The organism is Stenotrophomonas sp. YJH_SMC_65, assembly GCF_059369475.1.
The window spans coordinates 25229-44562 of the sequence record NZ_JCAFSR010000014.1; the positions used below are offsets into that span (position 1 = coordinate 25229).

At 66.6% G+C, this 19334-nt stretch carries 18 protein-coding genes; 11 read left to right on the top strand and 7 right to left on the bottom strand.

Translation table 11 applies throughout. From position 1 onward, the window contains the following. Positions 1–24: 24 nt before the first annotated feature. The 6 genes from AC5P7A_RS19875 (at position 25) to AC5P7A_RS19900 (ending at position 6807) form a co-directional block, all read left to right on the top strand. Entirely contained in the window at positions 25–516 is a 492-nt protein-coding gene (locus AC5P7A_RS19875) for a peptidylprolyl isomerase (RefSeq protein ID WP_005408225.1), read from the top strand. A gap of 118 nt (positions 517–634) precedes the next feature. After that, positions 635–1621: a malate dehydrogenase gene (locus AC5P7A_RS19880; RefSeq protein ID WP_004153634.1), complete on the top strand. Its 987-nt coding sequence runs from the start codon at positions 635–637 to the stop codon at positions 1619–1621. Positions 1622–1779: 158 nt separating this feature from the next. Next, positions 1780–2394, top strand: a complete 615-nt coding sequence (locus AC5P7A_RS19885; RefSeq protein WP_032955877.1) for an RluA family pseudouridine synthase — start codon at positions 1780–1782, stop codon at positions 2392–2394. Positions 2395–3104: 710 nt separating this feature from the next. Further along, positions 3105–4985, top strand: coding sequence for a propionate--CoA ligase (gene prpE, locus AC5P7A_RS19890; RefSeq protein ID WP_014646065.1), 1881 nt, complete (start codon positions 3105–3107; stop codon positions 4983–4985). Between the two features lie 216 nt (positions 4986–5201). After that, entirely contained in the window at positions 5202–5705 is a 504-nt protein-coding gene (locus AC5P7A_RS19895) for a hypothetical protein (protein ID WP_046429081.1), read from the top strand. A gap of 46 nt (positions 5706–5751) precedes the next feature. After that, the gene (locus AC5P7A_RS19900) at positions 5752–6807 is read left to right on the top strand and encodes a suppressor of fused domain protein (protein WP_049406569.1); all 1056 of its coding nucleotides are present in this window, start codon (positions 5752–5754) and stop codon (positions 6805–6807) included. A gap of 119 nt (positions 6808–6926) precedes the next feature. Here AC5P7A_RS19900 and AC5P7A_RS19905 read toward each other — a convergent pair whose 3' ends face one another. The 5 genes from AC5P7A_RS19905 to AC5P7A_RS19925 all read right to left on the bottom strand — a co-directional run bounded on the left by AC5P7A_RS19905 (position 6927) and on the right by AC5P7A_RS19925 (position 12390). Beyond that, entirely contained in the window at positions 6927–7538 is a 612-nt protein-coding gene (locus AC5P7A_RS19905) for a glutathione S-transferase N-terminal domain-containing protein (protein WP_495220534.1), read from the bottom strand. Positions 7539–7622: 84 nt separating this feature from the next. Further along, positions 7623–8081: a cell wall hydrolase gene (locus tag AC5P7A_RS19910; protein ID WP_004154513.1), complete on the bottom strand. Its 459-nt coding sequence runs from the start codon at positions 8079–8081 to the stop codon at positions 7623–7625. A gap of 297 nt (positions 8082–8378) precedes the next feature. Continuing rightward, the gene (locus AC5P7A_RS19915) at positions 8379–10409 is read right to left on the bottom strand and encodes an FAD-dependent oxidoreductase (RefSeq protein WP_495220535.1); all 2031 of its coding nucleotides are present in this window, start codon (positions 10407–10409) and stop codon (positions 8379–8381) included. A 136-nt stretch (positions 10410–10545) separates the two neighbouring features. Beyond that, a complete protein-coding gene (yczE, locus tag AC5P7A_RS19920) occupies positions 10546–11175 on the bottom strand; it encodes a membrane protein YczE (RefSeq protein ID WP_014646070.1) in 630 nt (209 codons plus the stop codon). Positions 11176–11370: 195 nt separating this feature from the next. Continuing rightward, positions 11371–12390: a zinc-binding alcohol dehydrogenase family protein gene (locus AC5P7A_RS19925; RefSeq protein ID WP_495220536.1), complete on the bottom strand. Its 1020-nt coding sequence runs from the start codon at positions 12388–12390 to the stop codon at positions 11371–11373. 357 nt (positions 12391–12747) lie between these two features. Here AC5P7A_RS19925 and AC5P7A_RS19930 point away from each other — a divergent pair, with 357 nt between their 5' ends. From AC5P7A_RS19930 to AC5P7A_RS19945, 4 genes are all read left to right on the top strand, one after another. Then, the gene (locus AC5P7A_RS19930; RefSeq protein ID WP_014646072.1) at positions 12748–13839 is read left to right on the top strand and encodes an OmpA family protein; all 1092 of its coding nucleotides are present in this window, start codon (positions 12748–12750) and stop codon (positions 13837–13839) included. 218 nt (positions 13840–14057) lie between these two features. Continuing rightward, positions 14058–14564 (top strand): hypothetical protein, encoded by a 507-nt coding sequence (locus tag AC5P7A_RS19935; RefSeq protein WP_014646073.1) that lies wholly within the window; start codon positions 14058–14060, stop codon positions 14562–14564. 20 nt (positions 14565–14584) lie between these two features. After that, a complete protein-coding gene (locus AC5P7A_RS19940) occupies positions 14585–15391 on the top strand; it encodes a pseudouridine synthase (RefSeq protein WP_495220537.1) in 807 nt (268 codons plus the stop codon). Positions 15392–15476: 85 nt separating this feature from the next. Continuing rightward, positions 15477–15812, top strand: a complete 336-nt coding sequence (locus AC5P7A_RS19945) for a hypothetical protein (RefSeq protein WP_005415439.1) — start codon at positions 15477–15479, stop codon at positions 15810–15812. Between the two features lie 197 nt (positions 15813–16009). Here the strand turns inward: AC5P7A_RS19945 and kbl are convergent, their stop codons facing one another. Further along, positions 16010–17218, bottom strand: coding sequence for a glycine C-acetyltransferase (gene kbl, locus AC5P7A_RS19950; RefSeq protein WP_041863091.1), 1209 nt, complete (start codon positions 17216–17218; stop codon positions 16010–16012). A 200-nt stretch (positions 17219–17418) separates the two neighbouring features. On the opposite strand from kbl, the gene AC5P7A_RS19955 reads away from it, so the two are divergent. Further along, positions 17419–18114 (top strand): TorF family putative porin, encoded by a 696-nt coding sequence (locus AC5P7A_RS19955; RefSeq protein ID WP_014646076.1) that lies wholly within the window; start codon positions 17419–17421, stop codon positions 18112–18114. Between the two features lie 185 nt (positions 18115–18299). On the opposite strand, the gene tdh is transcribed toward AC5P7A_RS19955, so the two are convergent. Beyond that, entirely contained in the window at positions 18300–19322 is a 1023-nt protein-coding gene (gene tdh, locus AC5P7A_RS19960) for an L-threonine 3-dehydrogenase (protein ID WP_032955954.1), read from the bottom strand. Between the last annotated feature and the right edge of the window lie 12 nt (positions 19323–19334).

The window sequence follows — 19334 nt, forward strand, 5'->3', positions numbered from 1 at the left end:
TTCCCCTTTGCATCAAGGATCTTCATGTCCCTCATCGCCACTTTCGACACCACCCAGGGCCCGATCAAGGTCGAGCTGTTCGCCGACAAGGCACCGCTGACCGTGGCCAACTTCGTGAACCTGGTCAAGCACGGCTTCTATGACGGCCTGATCTTCCACCGCGTTATCGCCGACTTCATGATCCAGGGCGGCTGCCCGCAGGGTCGTGGCACCGGCGGCCCGGGCTACAAGTTCGAAGACGAGAAGAATGGCGTGAAGCACGAGGTCGGCTCGCTGTCGATGGCCAACGCCGGCCCGAACACCAACGGCAGCCAGTTCTTCATCACCCACATCAAGACCGATTGGCTGGACGGCCGCCACACCGTCTTCGGCAAGGTCCTGGAAGGCCAGGCGATCGTCGATTCGGTCAAGCAGGGCGACGTGATCCATTCGATTACCCTGGAAGGCGACGTCGACGCCGTGCTGGCCGCCCAGGCCGACCGCGTCGCGGAGTGGAACAAGCACCTCGCCGCCTGATCCCCCTTCGAAACGGCCACCCACGGGTGGCCGTTTCCCTGTTCCCCGCCGCCCGCCAGGCCTGCGTGGCTCTGCCCGCGGCGTCCCATCAAACGCTTGCAAGCAAGAGGAAACCCCCATGAAAGCACCCGTTCGTGTTGCCGTGACCGGCGCCGCCGGCCAGATCGGTTATGCCCTGCTGTTCCGCATCGCCTCCGGCGAAATGCTGGGCAAGGACCAGCCGGTCATCCTGCAGCTGCTGGAACTGCCGGTCGACAAGGCCCAGGCCGCCCTGAAGGGCGTGATGATGGAGCTGGAAGACTGCGCCTTCCCGCTGCTGGCCGGCATGGTCGGCACCGATGATGCCGAAGTCGCGTTCAAGGACGCCGACATCGCCCTGCTGGTTGGCGCACGTCCGCGTGGCCCGGGCATGGAGCGCAAGGACCTGCTGCTGGAAAACGCCAAGATCTTCACCGCCCAGGGCGCGGCGCTGAACAAGGTCGCCAGCCGTGACGTGAAGGTGCTGGTGGTCGGCAACCCGGCCAACACCAATGCCTACATCGCCATGAAGTCGGCCCCGGACCTGAAGCCGGAAAACTTCACCGCCATGCTGCGCCTGGACCACAACCGCGCGCTGAGCCAGCTGTCGACCAAGCTCGGCAAGCCGGTCGGTGGCATGGAGAAGCTGGTCGTGTGGGGCAACCACAGCCCGACCATGTACCCGGACTACCGTTTCGCCACCGCCGATGGCGCGTCGATTGCCGATGCGATCAACGACCAGGAATGGAACGCCAACACCTTCATCCCGACCGTGGGCAAGCGCGGCGCGGCGATCATCGAAGCCCGTGGCTCGTCTTCGGCCGCTTCGGCCGCCAACGCTGCCATCGACCACGTGCGTGACTGGGTGCTGGGCAGCAACGGCAAGTGGGTCACCATGGGCGTGCCGTCCGACGGTTCCTACGGCATTCCGGAAGGCGTGATCTTCGGCTTCGCAGTGACCACCGAGAACGGCAAGTACACCCTGGTGAAGGATCTGCCGATCGACGACTTCAGCCAGAAGTACATCGACAAGACCCTGGCCGAGCTGGAAGAAGAGCGCGCCGGCGTTGCCCACCTGCTGGGCTGATGCAGGCGGTACCGGCTCGAGGCGGTACCTCTTTCATCAAGGTAGGTGTCGACCGCTGGTCGGTACATTCCCATCGAGGTAGGTACCGACCGTTGGTCGGTACGCAGAACGGGGAAGCTTCGGCTTCCCCGTTTCTGTTTGGACGGATACGGAGCCGCATGATCCACCTGCATTACATCGACGACGCGCTGCTGGTGGCCGAGAAGCCGGCCGGCCTGCTGTCCGTGCCCGGCCGCGGCGCCGAGAACCAGGATTGCGTGGTCGCGCGCCTGCAGGCGCTGTACCCGGATGCGTTGACCGTGCACCGCCTGGACCAGGTGACCTCCGGCCTGCTGCTGCATGCGCGCGGCAAGGACATGCAGGTGGCGTTGTCGATGCAGTTCGAGCAGCGCCAGGTCGGCAAGCGTTATGAAGCGATCGTGGAGGGGCTGCTTGAAGGCGATGCCGGCGATGTGGACCTGCCACTGATCGTGGACTGGCCAAACCGGCCGAAGCAGATGATCGATCACGAACGCGGCAAGCCGGCGCTGACGCGCTGGCGCGTAATGGCGCGTGATGCCGAAGCGCAGCGCACGCGCGTGGCGCTGGAGCCGGTTACTGGCCGCAGCCATCAACTGCGCCTGCACATGGCCAGTCTCGGCCATCCCATCGTTGGCGATGTGCTGTATGACGCCGCGCCTGCGCAGCGCGTGCATCTGCATGCGCGCAGCCTGCGGTTCACCCACCCGGTGACGGGCGAGGCGCTCGCGTTCGAGTCCGCCACTCCGTTCTAGGGGTTCGGCAGGGCTTGCAGCCCTGCACCTGCTACGAACCGGAGCAACGTCAAAGGCCAAGGCGGCTCTGGTCTTCTGCTTGCTGGGCGGGGCGGTGTGGGTTGGCAGGACACGCCGTAAATCCGCCTCCGGGGGCCGGCCCAGCCGCTGGCGGCTGTGCGTTCGGGCGCTTGCAAAGCAGTGCTTCGCAAGCAAAGCGCCCTCACCCATGGGGGCTCGATGGCGCCATCCATGGCGCCAACGGTCCTGCCAACCCACACCGCCCCACCCCCGACAGATTTGTGCGGCGGTTGGTAACGGCTGTCGCTGTTGGTCTTGGTAGGTGTCGACCTTGGTCGACACGATTTTTCTGTCAGATATCGAATTGAATATTGAATCTGGGGATCCGACCCCGTGCTCCGACAGATCGCGGAAGTCTGTCGAAGGCGGGGTGGGTCCGGTTGCGGGGGCGTGAGCCGCATGGATGCGGCGACCGAGCCTCCATGGACGGATTCACGGCGTCCCCCGCAACCGGACCCACCTCGCCATCCCACGGGAAACCCGCTGTTGCTTCGGCTGTTGCTTCTGAGGTTGCCGGCCAGCGGCCGGCACTACCGCGGGTGCAGGGCGCAGCCCTGCATGAAAACCCCACCCCCTACCAAGGTAGGGCGGCCCGCGCGGCAGCGCCGGACTATCCTCGAACCCATGACTTTGTCTGGGAGGGCTGCGTCATGAACTACGAGGAAACCTACCGTCGCTCGATCGACGAGCCGGAGGCCTTCTGGGGCGAGGAAGCCAAGCGCATCCATTGGCACAAACCGCCGCAGCAGGTACTCGACTACAGCAACCCGCCGTTCCGGCGCTGGTTTGTCGGCGGTGAAACCAATCTCTGCTACAACGCCGTCGACCGCCATCTGGCCGAGCGCGCCGACCAGCTCGCGCTGGTTGCCATTTCCACCGAGACCAGCAGCACCCGCGAGATCACCTATCGCCAGCTGTATCGGGAAGTGAACGACTTCGCTGCCGTGCTCAAGCACCTCGGCGTCGGTCACGGTGACCGTGTGGTGATCTACATGCCGAACATGGCCGAAGCCGTGTTCGCGATGCTGGCCTGCGCGCGCATCGGTGCGGTGCATTCGGTGGTGTTCGGTGGCTTCGCCGCGCACAACCTGGCGCTGCGCATCGACGATGCCAAGCCGAAGCTGCTGATCGCCGCCGATGCCGGCATGCGCGGTGGCAAGCTGATTCCGTACAAGCCGATGGTCGATGCAGCCTGCGCCGAAGCCACGTCGCCACCGCCGCACGTGCTGATCGTGTCGCGCGGACTGGATGCCGCCGAACCACGCGTGCCGGGCCGCGATGTGGAGTACGCCGCGCTGCGTGCGCAGATCGGTGAGGTCGACGTGCCGGTGCAGTGGCTGGAATCGAGCGAGCCGAGCTACCTGTTGTATACCTCGGGCACCACCGGCAAGCCGAAGGGCGTGCAGCGCGATGTCGGCGGCTACGCGGTGGCGATGGCACAGTCGATGGAAACCGTGTTCGACTGCAGGCCGGGGCAGGTGATGTTCTCCACTTCCGATGTCGGCTGGGCGGTAGGCCATTCCTACAATGTGTACGGCCCGCTGATCGGCGGCTGCACCTCGCTGCTGTACGAAGGGCTGCCGACCAACCCGGACCCGGGCATCTGGTGGGCGCTGTGCGAGCAGTACAACGTGCGCACGATGTTCTCGTCCCCCACTGCCATCCGCGTGCTGAAGAAGCACGATGCGGACTTCATCCATCGCCACGACCTGCGCGCGCTGAAATACCTGTTCCTGGCCGGCGAGCCGCTGGACGAACCGACCGCGCACTGGATCAGCGAAGCGCTCGGCAAGCCGATCATCGACAACTACTGGCAGACCGAGACCGGCTGGCCGGCGCTGACCCTGCTGCCGGGCCTGGAGATGAAGCCGGTGCGCTTCGGTTCGCCGGGCTTCCCCAACCTCGGCTACCGGATGAAGGTGATCGACGAGAACACCGGCGAGGAAGTCGCACCGGGGCAGAAGGGGGTGCTGGTGGTGTCGCCACCGTTGCCGCCGGGCTGCATGAGCACGGTGTGGAACGACGACAACCGTTTCCTGCAGAGCTACTTCAGCCACTTCAAGGAACTGCTGTACAGCTCGCTGGACTGGGCAATCCGCGACGACGATGGCTACACCTTCATCCTCGGCCGTACCGATGATGTGATCAACGTGGCCGGGCACCGGCTGGGCACGCGCGAGATCGAAGAGGCCATTTCGAGCCACCCGCGCGTGGCCGAGGCTGCCGTGATCGGGGTCAAGGACGAATTGAAGGGGCAGGTGCCGCTGGTGTTCGTCACCCTCAAGCAGGGCCTGGATGGCGAGGATCCGGCGCAAGTGGTGGCCGAGATGATGGCCACGGTGACCACCTCGCTCGGCGCAGTGGCCCGCCCGGCGCACGTGCACGTGGTCAACGCGCTGCCCAAGACCCGTTCGGGCAAGCTGCTGCGGCGCTCGTTGCAGGCGCTGGCCGAGCAGCGCGACCCGGGTGACCTGTCGACGCTGGACGACCCCGGCGCGCTGGAGGAGATCCGCCGGGCGCTGGGCCGTTGATCCGGTCGTGCCGGCCACTGGCCGGCACCCCCATCCACCCCGAGGTTGCCGGCCAGCGGCCGGCACTACCCGCAGTACTTGCGCTAAGCTCGGCCTGTCATCGACCTGCAATACGCGGCTCGCGCCGGGGAACGCGCGTGCCGTCCGGAGATGGCAACACAGGGGGGCGTGCCCGCGAGGGCGCGCCGGCATTGCGCATCGAGCGAGGGGGAGGCAATGGCATTGCTGCACGCCAAGACGGCTGCTGGCCGTCAGGAAATCGAAGACCGTAGCCGGCGCCTGCCGGCGGCACTGCGTTCGATCCTGCTGATGGTCGATGGCCATCGCAACGACACCGAACTGCGTGGCCTGTTCGAAGGCCTGCGGGCACCACCGGACGCACTGGAGCAATTGTCAGCACAGGGCCTGATCGAAGTGATCGGCGGAAGCGCAGAGGTGGCGCCGGCGCGCGGCATCAGCACCGGGCGCGAACAGGACCCGGCGCTGTACCAGCAGTTGTACGACGCGATGAGCGAGGCGGTGCGCCGCCACCTGGGCCTGAAGGGCTACTTCATGCAGTTGAAGATCGAACGCTGCACCGATGCGCTGGCGCTGGAGCGCTTGTGCCCGGAGTTGCTGGCGGCGGTGGGCAAGGCGCGCAGCCCGGCATTGGCGCAGCGCTGGTGGCAGGAAACCCAGTCGGCGGTGCTGAACGCTGGCAGTGAGGTCGTGCAGGCCTGAGCCACCGCGTAAAGTGATCGGTTCACTTCCCTACAAGGAGTCCCGCGTGCAGGACGACCACGACGACACCGACACCCCAGGCTGGGACGCGATCAATGCGGCGCTGGCGCCGCTGTATGCCGGCCAGGAGCCGCGCCACTTCGGCACCGCGCTTCCGTACACGCTCGGTGGCCAGGATCCACTGGATGGCATCAGCGTGTACTGGGCGGATGCGCCGGTACCGCACTGGCATTACATCACCTACGGCTTCTCCGAGCTGTACGCCAAGGAGAGCAGTGATGCAGATGCCAGCGGTTATGGCTTCGAGCTGACCTTCCGTCTGGCTGCCGAGGCCGGTGAGAACGCCGGCAGCACCCCGCCGGTGTGGCCGATGAACCTGCTGCAGAACCTGGCGCGCTACGTGTTCGGCAGTGGCAACGTGTTCGAGGATGGCCATCACCTCAACGCCAACGGTCCGATCGCGCTGGAGACCGGCACGCGGCTGTGCCATCTGGCCTTCATTGCGGACCCGCAGTTGCCGGCGCGGGACACGGCCAACGGCCATCTGCAGTTCCTGCAGTTGGTCGGATTGACCGATGAGGAGATGGAGGCGGTCAAGCGCTGGTCGACGCGTGGCGTGCTGCAGGCGCTGCTGCCGGCGATGCCGCTGTGGATCAGCGATCTGCATCGCGACAACCTGCTGGAGGACCCTGCGCTGGCACAGCGGGTGCAGGCCGGCAGCGAACGCGAGGGTTCCAGCACCGGCATGCTGTTCATCGAGACCCTGGACTGGCGGCAGGAGGCGGGCGTCACCACGCTGGTGCTCGGCGCCGGTCAGGTCGCCAGCGTGTGCGAACTGTTGCCGCTGCGCCTGCGCCACGGCAAATCGCTGGAACTGGCCAGCCGCGAGCGGCAGTGGGAGTTCATCGCGCATGGGGGCGGTGAAGCGGCGGACGTATCCGCCGACAGCGCGCGCTGGTCACTGGACGAGGCGGGCCTGCAGGCCCTGGCAGGGGTGCGCGCCGAGCGCGGGGTTTACCCGGTGGCGGGGGCGCTGCGCATCGAAGTGGTGCCGACCTACCTGCGCGATGCCAAGGGGGAAGTGATCCGCCAGATCGGCTGATCGCGCGAATGATATCGAGGGGTCGGAGCCGCCTGCTGCGCAGGCGGATCCGACCCCGTCTGGTGGCCGGTGGGGTCAGATCCGTCCGCCACGCGAACGGCTCTGACCCCTGACCAAGGTCAGGCCAGGCCTTCGGCCTTCAGCGCGGCCTGCACGCCGGCATCGGCATCCATGCGTGCCTTGTAGGCGGCCAGATTGTCCAGGCCCGACAGGTCGACCTTGGTGCCGGCGGCCCAGCGCAGGGTGATGTAGAAGTACGGGTCGGCGAAGCTGCGGAAGCCGGCCAGCCAGGGCTTGTCGGTCAGCTGCCTGTCGGCGGTCTCGAACAGGCCACGCAGGCGCTTGTGCGCGGCGGCGCGGATCGCGTCGTACTGGCCTTCGTCGGCAATGAACTTGCCCGGCGCGAACAGCGGCGAGAAGGCCGGGTGCACGTCGGAATTGACGAACGCCAGCCAGCGGGTGGCTTCGGCGCGCTGGCGCGGGCTGCCGTCACCGCCGAGGCCGGCCTGCGGGAAGCTGTCGGCGATATAGCCCATGATCGCGGCGTTCTGCAGCAGCACGAAGTCGCCGTCGACCAGCGCGGGCACCGCACCGGCCGGATTGATCTTGAGGAATTCCGGACCCTTCAGGGTGTCCTTGTTCAGCAGTTCAACCTCGAACGGCTGGCCGGTCCACTGCAGGGCGATGTGGTCGGCGGTGGAACAGGCACCGGGCTTGCTGTACAGCTTCATGGGAACTCCAGGTGATGCGGGCGGGAAACGCCCACTATCCCAGAGCCTGCCGGCAGGCGGCAACGCTGCCGCCGGCACGGATCGTTACGACTGCCGCGGCTTGAGGTTCTGCACCTTATAGAAGGTGTGATCGCCGATGGTGGCCACCTGGTAGGCATTGCGCCAGTTCGGGCTGGCGATGGACAGCGCGGCGAAGTGGCTGGCACCGGGCACGATCTCGCGGCGCTCGCCGGCCGGCAGCGCCCAGTTGCGCTCGGCGTCGAAGGCCACGTTCATTGCCTCGCTCCAGGCCGCGTCGTTGCCCAACTGGGTGCCGGGGGAGACGATGGTCGGTGCGAACTGCTTGCGCGCGGTGACCACCTGGCACATCGAGTCGCCCCACAGGCCACTGTCGAGACGGCGCAGTGCGACCTCGGCGACGGCCTGCTGGCCGCGCAGGGTCTGGTCGCGGGCTTCCAGGTAAACGGTGGTGCTCAAACACAGTGAATCAGCGGCCGGCTGCGGCAACAACTGCGACAGCCAGAGAATCCAGGCCAGTTTCATATAACTCCTTGCTCCGTATGGGTCGCACCCTCCGGTTCCGGCCGCAGGGCGACAGGAGGCGGGGTACGACTTGGCGTCATGGGGAGGCGGCCATCGGGGCCGCCCCGTTGGGCAGCCCCAAAAGAAACGACCAGTACCGATCGCGGGGCTGCGCCGGCTCACCGGAAACTGGCTGGTGAGCGGAAAGATGGCGCAAGGTAGGGGGGCGTAGCCGAACGCATCGTGAACCGCTCGGCTTGACATTCAGGTTCAATGAGGGTGACGGAAATCACATTCCGCCCCCCATTCAGGCGCTCATCAGAGCCCGGCGGCAACCCGGCTGCCCTGGTCGATGGCGCGCTTGGCGTCGAGTTCTGCGGCCACGTCGGCACCGCCGATCAGCTGCGCGTTGATGCCGGCCGCCTGCAGTTCGGCCTGCAGCGCGCGGTTGGGTTCCTGCCCGGCGCAGATCACCACATGGTCGACCGGCAGCAGCTGTTCGCTGCCGTCCACGCGGATGCGCAGGCCCGCGTCGTCCACGCCGAGGTACTCGACGCCACCGAGCATGCGCACGCCCTTGGCCTTCAGCGTGGCGCGATGGATCCAGCCGGTGGTCTTGCCCAGGCGCGCGCCGGGCTTGCCCGGGCTGCGCTGCAGCAGCCACAGCCGGCGCGGCGAGGTTTCAACCTCCGGCCTGGCCAGTGAGCCGCGGGCCTCGAAGGTGCTGTCCACGCCCCATTCGGCCATCCAGCGCTGCGGGTCGAGGGAGGGGGACTCGCCGGCGTGACTGAGGAATTCGCCGACATCGAAGCCGATGCCGCCGGCGCCGATGATCGCCGCACTGGCGCCCACTTCGACCCGGCCCAGCAGCACGTCCAGGTAGCTGACCACCCTGGCGTGGTCGGCACCGGGGAAATCGACCTTGCGCGGGGTGATGCCGGTGGCCAGCACCACCTCGTCGAAGCCGGTCAGCTGGGCGGCATCGGCGCGAGTGCCGAGGCGCAGCTGCACACCGGTTTCGGCCAGTTTGTGGCGGAAGTAGCGCAGGGTCTCGTGGAACTCTTCCTTGCCGGGGATGCGCTTGGCCACGTTGAACTGGCCGCCGATCTCATCATTGGCGTCGAACAGGGTGACCTGGTGGCCACGCTGGGCAGCGACGGTGGCACAGGCCAGGCCGGCGGGGCCGGCACCGACCACGGCTACCTTCTTCGGCGTGGCGGTGGGGTGATAGACCAGCTCGGTCTCGTGCGCGGCGCGCGGATTGACCAGGCAGCTGGCCAGCTTGTTCTCGAACACGTGGTCCAGGCAGGCCTGGTTGCAGGCGATGCAGGTGTTGATCGCCTCCGCGCGGCCGGCACGGGCCTTGTTCGGCCACTGCGGGTCGGCCAGCAGCGGGCGTGCCAGCGACACCATGTCGGCGCCGCCAGCGGCGAGGATGCGCTCGGCGACGTCGGGCATGTTGATGCGGTTGGTCGCCACCAGCGGCACCTTCACATGCGGCTTGAGCTTAGCGGTGACCCCGGCGAAGGCAGCACGCGGCACCGAGGTGGCGATGGTCGGAATGCGCGCTTCGTGCCAGCCGATGCCGGAATTGATGATCGTTGCGCCGGCCGCCTCGATGGCCTGCGCCTGCTGCACGATTTCTTCCCAGCTGCTGCCGTCGTCGACCAGATCCACCAGCGACAGGCGATAGATGATGATGAAGTCCGGGCCGCAGGCCTCGCGGATGCGGCGTACGATCTCGACCGCGAAGCGCATGCGTTGGCGCGCGTCGCCGCCCCAGGCATCGGTGCGCTTGTTGGTGCGCGGGGCGATGAATTCGTTGATGAGGTAGCCCTCCGAACCCATCACTTCCACGCCGTCGTAGCCGGCCTCGCGGGCCAGCTTGGCGCTGCGTGCGTAATCGGCGATATGCCGGTCGACGCCGCTGGCCGACAACGCGCGCGGGGTGAACGGGTTGATCGGTGCCTTCAGCTTCGACGGTGCCACCGACAACGGGTGATAGGCGTAACGGCCTGCATGCAGCAGCTGCAGGCAGATCTTCGCGCCGTGCTGGTGCGCGGCGGCGGTGAGCTGGCGGTGCGGCCGCACTTCCCAGGGCCAGGACAGCTTGCCGCCGAACGGCTTCAGCCAGCCGACCACATTCGGTGCGAAGCCGCCGGTGACGATCAGGCCGACGCCGCCCTCGGCGCGCTCGGCGAAGTACGCCGCCAGCCGCGGGAAGTCGCGGGCGCGATCCTCCAGGCCGGTGTGCATCGAGCCCATCAATACGCGGTTGCGCAGTTGGGTGAAGCCCAGGTCCAGCGGGGCGAACAGATGGGGATAGGCGCTTTCGTTGGCTGGCGACATGGTCGATACGCTTGCGTACGGAAGCGCGAAGCGTGCCGCGAAACGGCGGCCGGGGCAAGGGCCGCTGGATGGCGCCGGCGCTGCCCCCGAACTCCGGGGGCGGTAGTGCCGGCCGCTGGCCGGCATACGGGGAAGCTCAGGGCGATTGCGGCTGCCGGGCAGCGGCGGGTACGACCGGGGGGCGGCCGATCCCGAACCAGCCCAGCGTGACGCCGCACAGCGGGCCGATCAGCAGGGCGAAGGCAAGGGTGCCGAGGCCGACATTGCCGCCCAGCCACCAGCCCAGCAGCAATACGCTGCCTTCGATCAGGCTGCGCACCTTCCAGATCGGCCAACCGGTGCGGGCATGCAGGCCAGTCATCAAGCCATCGCGCGGTCCCGGGCCGAGGCGGGCGCCGATGTACAGGCCGGTGGCCAGCGCGACCAGCAGCATGCCTGCACAGAACATCGCCAGCTGCCAGCCCACGCCGATGGCCGGTGGCAGCAGCCACAACCCGAACTGTGCGGAGGGACCGATCAGCATCACGTTGAGCACCGTGCCGACGCCCGGCTTCTGGCGCAGTGGCCACCACAGCAACAGCACCAGTGCGCCGATGACATTGGTCGCCAGCCCGAAGGACAGCGGCGTCTGTGCGGCGATGCCCTGCGACAGCACGTCCCAGGGCGCCACGCCGATGGCGGCACGGATCATCAGCGAGGCACCGAAGCCATACAGGAACAGGCCGGTGATCAGTTGCAGCAGGCGCAGGGGCAGGGCGGTAGGCATGGTGGGCTCGGGGGAGGGGAGATCTGTTTCCACCGTATCCCTGATTTCCTTGAGCCCATAGATACAGATCCCAGCCAATCCGCTGGTACAGGCAGCGCCGATCCTGCAGGCGGGCGGTTGAGCAGGGCCGCGCCCGTGCTCTGCTGGTGGCGGCAGGCGTAGCAGCCTGGCGTGGGCTCGGCCTACATCACGGCGTCAGTTGTCCCAGCCCACCAGCGCCAGCTTGCCCACCGTGTGCCCGCTGGCCAGGCGCTGATGCGCGATGTCCAGGTTGGCCGCATTGATCGTGCCCAGCGTTTCACGGAGCGTGCCACGCAGCTGGCCGGCATCGATCATGCTGGCGGCGCGGCTGAGGATGCGATGCTGTTCGATGCAGTCGGCGGTGGCGAAGCGCGAGCGCGCGAACATGAACTCCCAATGGATGCCGATGCATTTGGCCTTGTACGGATCGCCGATGCGCAGTGCGCCACGCGGCTCCACGATCAGGCCGACATGGCCCTGTGGTGCCAGCAGCTGGCCCAGTTCGTCCCAGTAGTGATCGGTGTCGGCCAGGTTGAGCGCCACCTGCACTGCGTCGATGCCCAGTGCCTGCAGCTGGGGCTGCAGCGGCTGCCGATGGTCGATCACATGCGTGGCCCCCATCTGCCGGCACCAGTCGATCGAGGCCTCGCGCGAGGCGGTGGCGATCACCTCGAAGCCGGCATGGCGGGCCAGCTGGATCGCCATCGAGCCCACGCCTCCCGCACCGCCGATCACCAGCAGGTGCTGGCCGCCATGGCGGCGATCATCCAGGTGCAGCGGCATGCGCTGGAACAACAGCTCCCAGGCGGTCAGCGTGGTCAGGGGTAGTGCGGCGGCTTCGGCGAAATCGAGCGTGCTCGGCTTGCGGGCGACCAGGCGCTCGTCCACCCACTGGTACTGGGCGTTGCAGCCCGGCCGGGTAACGTCACCGGCGAAGTAGACCTCGTCACCGGAGGCGAACAGGCTGGCCTCGTCACCGATGGCTTCGACCACACCGGCGGCGTCCCAGCCGAGCACCCGGGGAACCTCAAGGGTGGCCGGATCGGTAGCGGCCCGCTGCTTGCCATCGACGGGGTTGACCGATACCGCTTCGATCCGCACCAGCAGATCGCGGCCGCGAGGAGGCAGCGGCGGCGGCAGCAGGACATCACGCAGGGCAGGTGCGTATTCACGACTCAGGGCGACGGCTTTCATCACGGCTCCGGCTGGGTTCGTGATCCCATCATAAGGTTCCTCACGTTTCCGCAAACCTGCTGAACCGTGCGATGCAATGTGCTGCGCAGTATGTCGGTTTTCGCGCTTAAACCCCGTCAAACCCTTGCAGCGTGTGGGTCTTGCGGATTTTCATCATCCTGTATAGGGTTTCAACGTCGGACCGGTCGACGGTCGGGCGCAACACTTCACATGTTACGGGACTGTTAACATGGCCTTCACCCGCCTGAGCATAATGTTCGCGGCGGTGGCGTGCTGAATCGGCTGTCGTACATCGACGCACTAGTGCTGGCCCATGCCTCTACCGGTTTCATACCCCCGAAATAGGAGCTGTACTCAATGAACAAGAAGATCCTTACTGCCGCGCTGCTGGGCGGCCTGGCTTTCGCCCAGGCAGCTTCGGCGCAGGAGTTCGATGACCGCTGGTACCTGACCGGTTCGGCCGGCTTCAACTTCCAGGACAGCGACCGTCTGACCAATGACGCTCCGTTCGTGACCCTGGGCCTGGGTAAGTTCATCAGCCCGAACTGGTCGCTGGACGGTGAACTGAACTACCAGAACCCGAACTTCGACAGCAACCAGGACCTGAACTGGTCGCAGTACGGCGTCTCGCTGGACCTGCGTCGCCACTTCATCAAGGAAGGCCGCGGCTGGAACCCGTACATCGTCGGTGGCCTGGGCTACCAGAAGTCGGAAGAAGAGTACGCTGCAATCGACAACAACGGTCCGCGCCAGCGTAAGGACGGCAACGTTGCCGCCAAGCTGGGCGTCGGCCTGCAGACCACCTTCGAGAAGCGTGTTGCTGTCCGCGCCGAAGTGGCCTACCGCGCTGACTTCGACGACCAGAGCATCGCCGCCAAGGACGAGAGCTGGTTCGGCGACGTGCTGGCTTCGGTCGGCGTCGTGATCCCGCTGGGCCCGGCTCCGGTCGCGGCTGCTCCGGCTCCGGCTCCGGTTGCCCCGAGCTGCGCCGACCTGGATGACGACGGTGACGGCGTCAACAACTGCGACGACAAGTGCCCGAACTCGCAGCCGGGTCAGACCATCGGTCCGGACGGTTGCCCGGTTCCGGTCTCCATCGACCTGAAGGGCGTCAACTTCGACTTCGACAAGTCGAACCTGCGTCCGGACGCCGTGGCGATCCTGAGCGAAGCCACCGAGATCCTGAAGCGTTACCCGGATCTGCGCGTTGAAGTTGCCGGTCACACCGACTCGAAGGGTACCGACGCTTACAACCAGAAGCTGTCGGAGCGTCGCGCCACCGCCGTGTACAACTACCTGACCAAGAACGGCGTCGACGCCGGTCGCCTGGTCGGCCCGATCGGCTACGGCGAGAGCCGTCCGATTGCTCCGAACACCAACCCGGATGGTTCGGACAACCCGGAAGGTCGCGCCAAGAACCGTCGTACCGAGCTGAACGTCCAGAACTAAGTTCTGACGCTCTGCCAGTAGGACACAGCAGGACCCGGCTTCGGCCGGGTCTTGTTGTTTCTGCGGTCCGGAACCCGGCGTTTCAGGCGCGGGAGTAACCGTTCGTCGGGATTTTGCCCATAAAACCAATGAGTTGCCGTATTCATTGAAAGTGGCGCTTGAAAGCTGTCGCGGCATTGCTAAACTCGCCGCGTCACTTCCTTTCCTGGATGCCCTTCATGCTGCGCTCTGCATCGGCCGCCTTCCTGGCGCTGGCCCTGGTTCCCGCCGCCCACGCTGCGGTCGATTGCTCGGTCAACACCAGCGCCTCGCCGCTGCCGTTGCCGGCCACGACCATCGCGCCGGTGGCCGACGAGCTCTACATCCGTGGCAACCAGCTGGGCATGCCGGCCGGCGTGCTGAGCAGCAACTACGATCCGTCGCAGTCGCTGGACCAGGTGCTGCAGCGCCTGCGCATCGATGGGTGCCAGAACATCGCCAAGGCCATTCCGAGCGCACCGGCGGTGAAGCCGAACGATCCGGCGGCCTACAAGCCGCAGACCGAATTCGACAACACGCCCTGGCGCTTCGACATGAGCCAGAACGGCAAGCGCATGACCGCCGAAGAGTTCGACGCCTGGATGAAGGCGCGTGGCGTGCGTGTGGTCAAGGCGCGTCCGGCTCCGGCCGCCACTCCGGCTGCGGCCGAAGCACCGGCTGAGACCAAGCCGGTCGACAAGAAGTAAGCGCGGCGGGGAGCAGAGGCTTGCGCACGCGCCGCCCACCTGCTGCCCCCGCTGCCCGCTCCCACGCATCGCGTGGGCGTGCGGTTCCGGATGTCTCCAATGGCGTGCGCCATGGCCTGGCGCGCGTGCTGTCCAAGGCCGGCGTGTGCTCACGCAGCGAGGCCGCGCGCTGGATTGCCGAGGGCCGCGTGCGCGTGTCCGGCCGCATCATCCGTGATCCCGAGTTCCCGATTGCCAGTCCGCACCCGCCGATCGAAGTCGATGGCCGGCCGATGGATGCGCCGCAGCGGCTGTACCTGGTGCTCAACAAGCCGCGCGGCGTGGTGACCACGGCGCAGGACGAGCGTGGTCGCGACACGGTGTATCGCTGCTTCGATGGTGCCGGCCTGCCGTGGATCGCGCCGGTCGGGCGCCTGGACAAGGCCAGCGAAGGGCTGTTGTTGTTCAGCAATGATCCGCAGTGGGCGGCGCGCCTGACCGATCCGGAGACCGGCCCGCAGAAGACCTATCACGTGCAGGTGGATCGTCTTCCCGATGAGGACACCCTGGCCGCGCTGCGCGCCGGTGTCGAGGACGAGGGCGAGTTCCTCGTCGCCCAGGCCGTGCGCGTACTGCGCAGTGGCGACAAGACCGCATGGCTGGAGGTGGTCCTCGACGAGGGACGCAACCGCCATATCCGCCGCCTGTTGGCGGCCTTCGACCTGCAGGTGCTGCGCCTGGTCCGGGTCGCGATCGGTGGGCTGCTGCTCGGCGATCTCGGCAAGGGGCAATGGCGGGTGCTGGAGGTCAGCGACCAGCAGCGGCTGGGGGCCGATGCACCGGGCTGATCATCGCCCGCGGCCGGCAGTCGCCGGCCACCGTTCCAGGCGTAGGGGGCGCCTGGTTGCTGAATTTCCCGAACGGAGCCTGCCCATGTACCACCCGACCCTCAACCAAACCCTGCGCTGCGCAGGCCTGCTGCTGCCGATGGTGCTGCTGGCCGCCTGTGGCGGCCACAAGAAGGTGGCCAAGGCGGAAACGCCTGCCGAGACCCCGGTGGTGGAAGTGAAGACCCCGGAGCTGGATGGTCGCGGCAGTTACCGCTTCCTGATGAGCAACGGCGACAAGAAGATGACCGCCGATGAGTTCGATGCCTGGATGAAGGCCAACGGCATCCGCGTTGCCAAGGGCAACGGCCAGGACGCCGCCGCCAAGCCGGTAGTGGTGGCCAGCAAGGAAGAGCCGAAGGGCAAGAAGAAAAAGAAGTGACGCCTGGCGGTGCCGACCCTGGCCGGCACGCCCTCAGGCCACGGCGGGTGCCGACCGTGGTCGGCAGCCATCCAGCCCGGTAGGTGCCGACCGTGGTCGGCAGCCATCCAGCCCGGTAGGTGCCGACCTTGGTCGGCACGCTTTGACCAGCGGGGTCAGGGCCTTTTCCGCAGGAAAGGGATCCGACCCCGGCATGATCAGCCCTTGACCACGCCCAGTTCGACACCAATGCGGGTGAACGCATCGATCGCGCGATCCAGGTGCTCGCGGCTGTGCGCGGCGCTGATCTGGGTCCGGATGCGGGCCTGGCCCTTGGGCACCACCGGGAAGAAGAAGCCGATCGCGTAGATGCCTTCTTCCAGCAGGCGCTCGGCGAATTTCTGCGCCAACGGTGCGTCATACAGCATTACCGGGCTGATCGGATGCACGCCCGGCTTCACGTCGAAACCGGCGGCGGTCATCTTCTCGCGGAAGTAGGCGGTGTTCTCGGCCAGCGTGCTGCGAAGGTCGTCAGCGGCAGCCAGCATTTCGAACGCCTTGATGCCGGCGGCCACCACATGCGGCGGCAGCGAGTTGGAGAACAGGTACGGGCGCGAGCGCTGGCGCAGCAGTTCGATCACCTCGGCGCTGGCGCAGGTGAAGCCGCCCAGCGCGCCGCCCATGGCCTTGCCCAGAGTGCCGGTGATGATGTCGATCTTCTCCAGCACGCCCTTGACCTCGGCCGAACCACGGCCGGTAGCGCCAAGGAAGCCGGTGGCGTGGCATTCGTCGATGTGTACCAGCGCGTTGTACTTCTTCGCCAGCGCGGTGATCTCGTCCAGCGGCGCGATGAAGCCGTCCATCGAGAATACGCCATCGGTGGTGATCAGCTTGGTCTTGCAGCCTGCGGCATCGGCGGCCTGCAGCTGCGCTTCCAGATCGGCCATGTCGCAGTTGGCGTAGCGGAAGCGCTTGGCCTTGCACAGGCGCACGCCGTCGATGATCGAAGCATGGTTCAGCGCGTCGGAAATGATCGCGTCGTTCTCGCCGAGCAGCGGCTCGAACAGGCCACCGTTGGCATCGAAGCAGGCCGCGTACAGGATGGTGTCCTGCTTGCCGAAGAAATCGGCGATCTGCTTCTCCAGCTGCTTGTGCAGGTCCTGGGTGCCGCAGATGAAGCGCACCGAGGCCATGCCGAAGCCGTGGGTATCCAGTGCGTCCTTGGCGGCCTGGATCAGGTCCGGATGGTCGGCCAGGCCCAGGTAGTTGTTGGCACAGAAGTTCAGCACCTTGCGGCCGTCGTCGAGGGTGATCTCGGCCGATTGCGGGCTGGTGATGATCCGCTCGGACTTGAACAGGCCCTGGGCGCGGATGGCGTCCAGTTCCTCGGCGTAGTGGCGGGTCAGGGCGGAGGAGACGTCGGTCATGGCGTGGGCACGGCTCTGAACGGGAAACCGCTGATTCTACCGGGCATCGCCGGTCATCAACCGGGCTGGATGGGGCATCGCCATGGGCAGCGCATGTTGCATCGCAATAGCAAAGTGGTTAAGAATTCGTGAACCGGAGCTGTCGCGCTCCGGCCGCTCCCGCCTTCCACGCCACGCCACCGCCCCCACCGGAGACGCTCATGAAGCACGCCCGTGCCTGCCTCGCCATTGCCGCTGCCCTGACCCTGGCCGCCCCGTTCGCCGCCAGCGCGCAGGAGAACGAATCGCCGTACAGCTGGAATGTCACCGCCGTTTCCGACTACCTGTTCCGTGGCGTGTCGCAGACCGACGAGAAGCCGACCCTGCAGGCGGGCTTCACCTACACCTCGCCGGTGGGCCTGTATGCCGGTGTCTGGGGTTCGGGCGTGGACTTCGGCCCGGGCGATCCGAACACCGAGATCGACTACCAGATCGGCTACGGCGTGGACGTCACTTCGCGCGTCAACTTCGACGTGCTGCTGAACCGCTACACCTACCTCGGTGCCAGCCACCAGAACTACAACGAGCTGGTGACCACCACCACGCTTGACGACACCTACAAGCTGACCGTGGCCTACACCAACGACCAGTGGAACAGCGGCACCGATGGCTGGTACTACGGCTTGGGCGGCAGCTGGGGCCTGCCGAAGGACTTCACGCTGAATGCCAACGTCGGTCGCAGCACCTTCGAGGACGGCATCGCCAAAGACTATACCGACTGGAACGTCGGCGTCAGCCGCCAGTTCGGCCTGTTCAACGTCGGCCTGGGCTACTACGGCACCGACGGCAATGGACGCGAGAACTCGGGCAAGCTGGCCCACAGCCGGGTGCTGCTGACCGTGGCCGTGGGCAAGTAACGCCGCAGGCGTTACGGTAGGTGCCAAGCTTGCCTGGCACGCATTGCGAAAAAGGCGCCCATCGGGCGCCTTTTTCAGTTCCGCTGTGTTCTTGATCCCATCTGGGGAAGAGCCCCCTTGTTGTTCAAGGGGGCGCGCCAAAGGCGCGGGGATAAGGAAACATGCGGGGGAATTGACCCTTCGGGTCAGTTCCAGCTGAGCACGACCTTGCCGGCCTTGCCTTCTTCCATCAGGTCGAAGCCCTTCTGGAACTCGTCGATCGGCAGCTGGTGGGTCATCACCTTGCCGAGCGGGAAGCCGGACAGCACCAGCTGGGTCATCTTGTACCAGGTCTCGTACATCTTGCGGCCGTAGATGCCCTGCACGGTCAGGCCCTTGAAGATGATCTTGTCCCAGTCGCAGCCGGCGCCCTTGGGCATGATGCCGAGCATGGCGATCTTGCCGCCGTGGTACATGCAGTCGAGCATGTCGTTGAACGCGCGCGGGTTGCCGCTCATTTCCAGGCCCACGTCGAAGCCCTCCATGTGCAGCTCCTTCATCACGTCCTTCAGCGACTGGTTGGCGACGTTGACCACGCGGGTGGCGCCCATGTCGGCGGCCAGCTTCAGGCGGAAGTCGTTGACGTCGGTCACCACCACGTTGCGCGCACCGATGTGCTTGCAGATGCCGGCGGCGATGATGCCGATCGGACCGGCGCCGGTGATCAGCACGTCTTCGCCGATCACGTCGAATTCCAGCGCGCAGTGTGCGGCGTTGCCGTACGGGTCGAAGAACGCGGCCAGTTCCGACGGGATCTGGTCCGGAATCGGCCACAGGTTGCTGGCCGGCATCACCATGTATTCGGCGAAGGCGCCGTTGACGTTGACGCCGATGCCGACGGTGTTCGGGCACAGGTGCGGGCGGCCGCCACGGCAGTTGCGGCAATGGCCGCAGACGATGTGACCTTCGGCCGAGACGCGCTGGCCGATCTCATAGCCGGTCACCGCCGAACCGAGCGCGGCAATGCGGCCGACGAACTCATGGCCGATGGTCAGGCCCGGCTTGATGGTGCGCTGGCTCCACTCGTCCCACAGGTAGATGTGCAGGTCGGTGCCGCAGATCGCGGTCTTTTCCAGCTTGATCAGGACCTCGTTCGGGCCTGGGGTCGGCACCGGAACTTCTTCCAGCCAGATGCCCTTGGCCGCTTCGCGCTTGACCAGGGCCTTCATCGTTTGCTGCGC

Coding starts and splice junctions, on each gene's coding strand:
- AC5P7A_RS19875 (WP_005408225.1), top strand. CDS start 25: ATGTCCCTCATCGCCACTTTCGACACCACCCAGGGCCCGATCAAGGTC.
- AC5P7A_RS19880 (WP_004153634.1), top strand. CDS start 635: ATGAAAGCACCCGTTCGTGTTGCCGTGACCGGCGCCGCCGGCCAGATC.
- AC5P7A_RS19885 (WP_032955877.1), top strand. CDS start 1,780: ATGATCCACCTGCATTACATCGACGACGCGCTGCTGGTGGCCGAGAAG.
- prpE (WP_014646065.1), top strand. CDS start 3,105: ATGAACTACGAGGAAACCTACCGTCGCTCGATCGACGAGCCGGAGGCC.
- AC5P7A_RS19895 (WP_046429081.1), top strand. CDS start 5,202: ATGGCATTGCTGCACGCCAAGACGGCTGCTGGCCGTCAGGAAATCGAA.
- AC5P7A_RS19905 (WP_495220534.1), bottom strand. CDS start 7,538: ATGAAGCTGTACAGCAAGCCCGGTGCCTGTTCCACCGCCGACCACATC.
- AC5P7A_RS19910 (WP_004154513.1), bottom strand. CDS start 8,081: ATGAAACTGGCCTGGATTCTCTGGCTGTCGCAGTTGTTGCCGCAGCCG.
- AC5P7A_RS19915 (WP_495220535.1), bottom strand. CDS start 10,409: ATGTCGCCAGCCAACGAAAGCGCCTATCCCCATCTGTTCGCCCCGCTG.
- yczE (WP_014646070.1), bottom strand. CDS start 11,175: ATGCCTACCGCCCTGCCCCTGCGCCTGCTGCAACTGATCACCGGCCTG.
- AC5P7A_RS19925 (WP_495220536.1), bottom strand. CDS start 12,390: ATGAAAGCCGTCGCCCTGAGTCGTGAATACGCACCTGCCCTGCGTGAT.
- AC5P7A_RS19930 (WP_014646072.1), top strand. CDS start 12,748: ATGAACAAGAAGATCCTTACTGCCGCGCTGCTGGGCGGCCTGGCTTTC.
- AC5P7A_RS19935 (WP_014646073.1), top strand. CDS start 14,058: ATGCTGCGCTCTGCATCGGCCGCCTTCCTGGCGCTGGCCCTGGTTCCC.
- AC5P7A_RS19945 (WP_005415439.1), top strand. CDS start 15,477: ATGTACCACCCGACCCTCAACCAAACCCTGCGCTGCGCAGGCCTGCTG.
- kbl (WP_041863091.1), bottom strand. CDS start 17,218: ATGACCGACGTCTCCTCCGCCCTGACCCGCCACTACGCCGAGGAACTG.
- AC5P7A_RS19955 (WP_014646076.1), top strand. CDS start 17,419: ATGAAGCACGCCCGTGCCTGCCTCGCCATTGCCGCTGCCCTGACCCTG.
- tdh (WP_032955954.1), bottom strand. CDS start 19,322: ATGAAGGCCCTGGTCAAGCGCGAAGCGGCCAAGGGCATCTGGCTGGAA.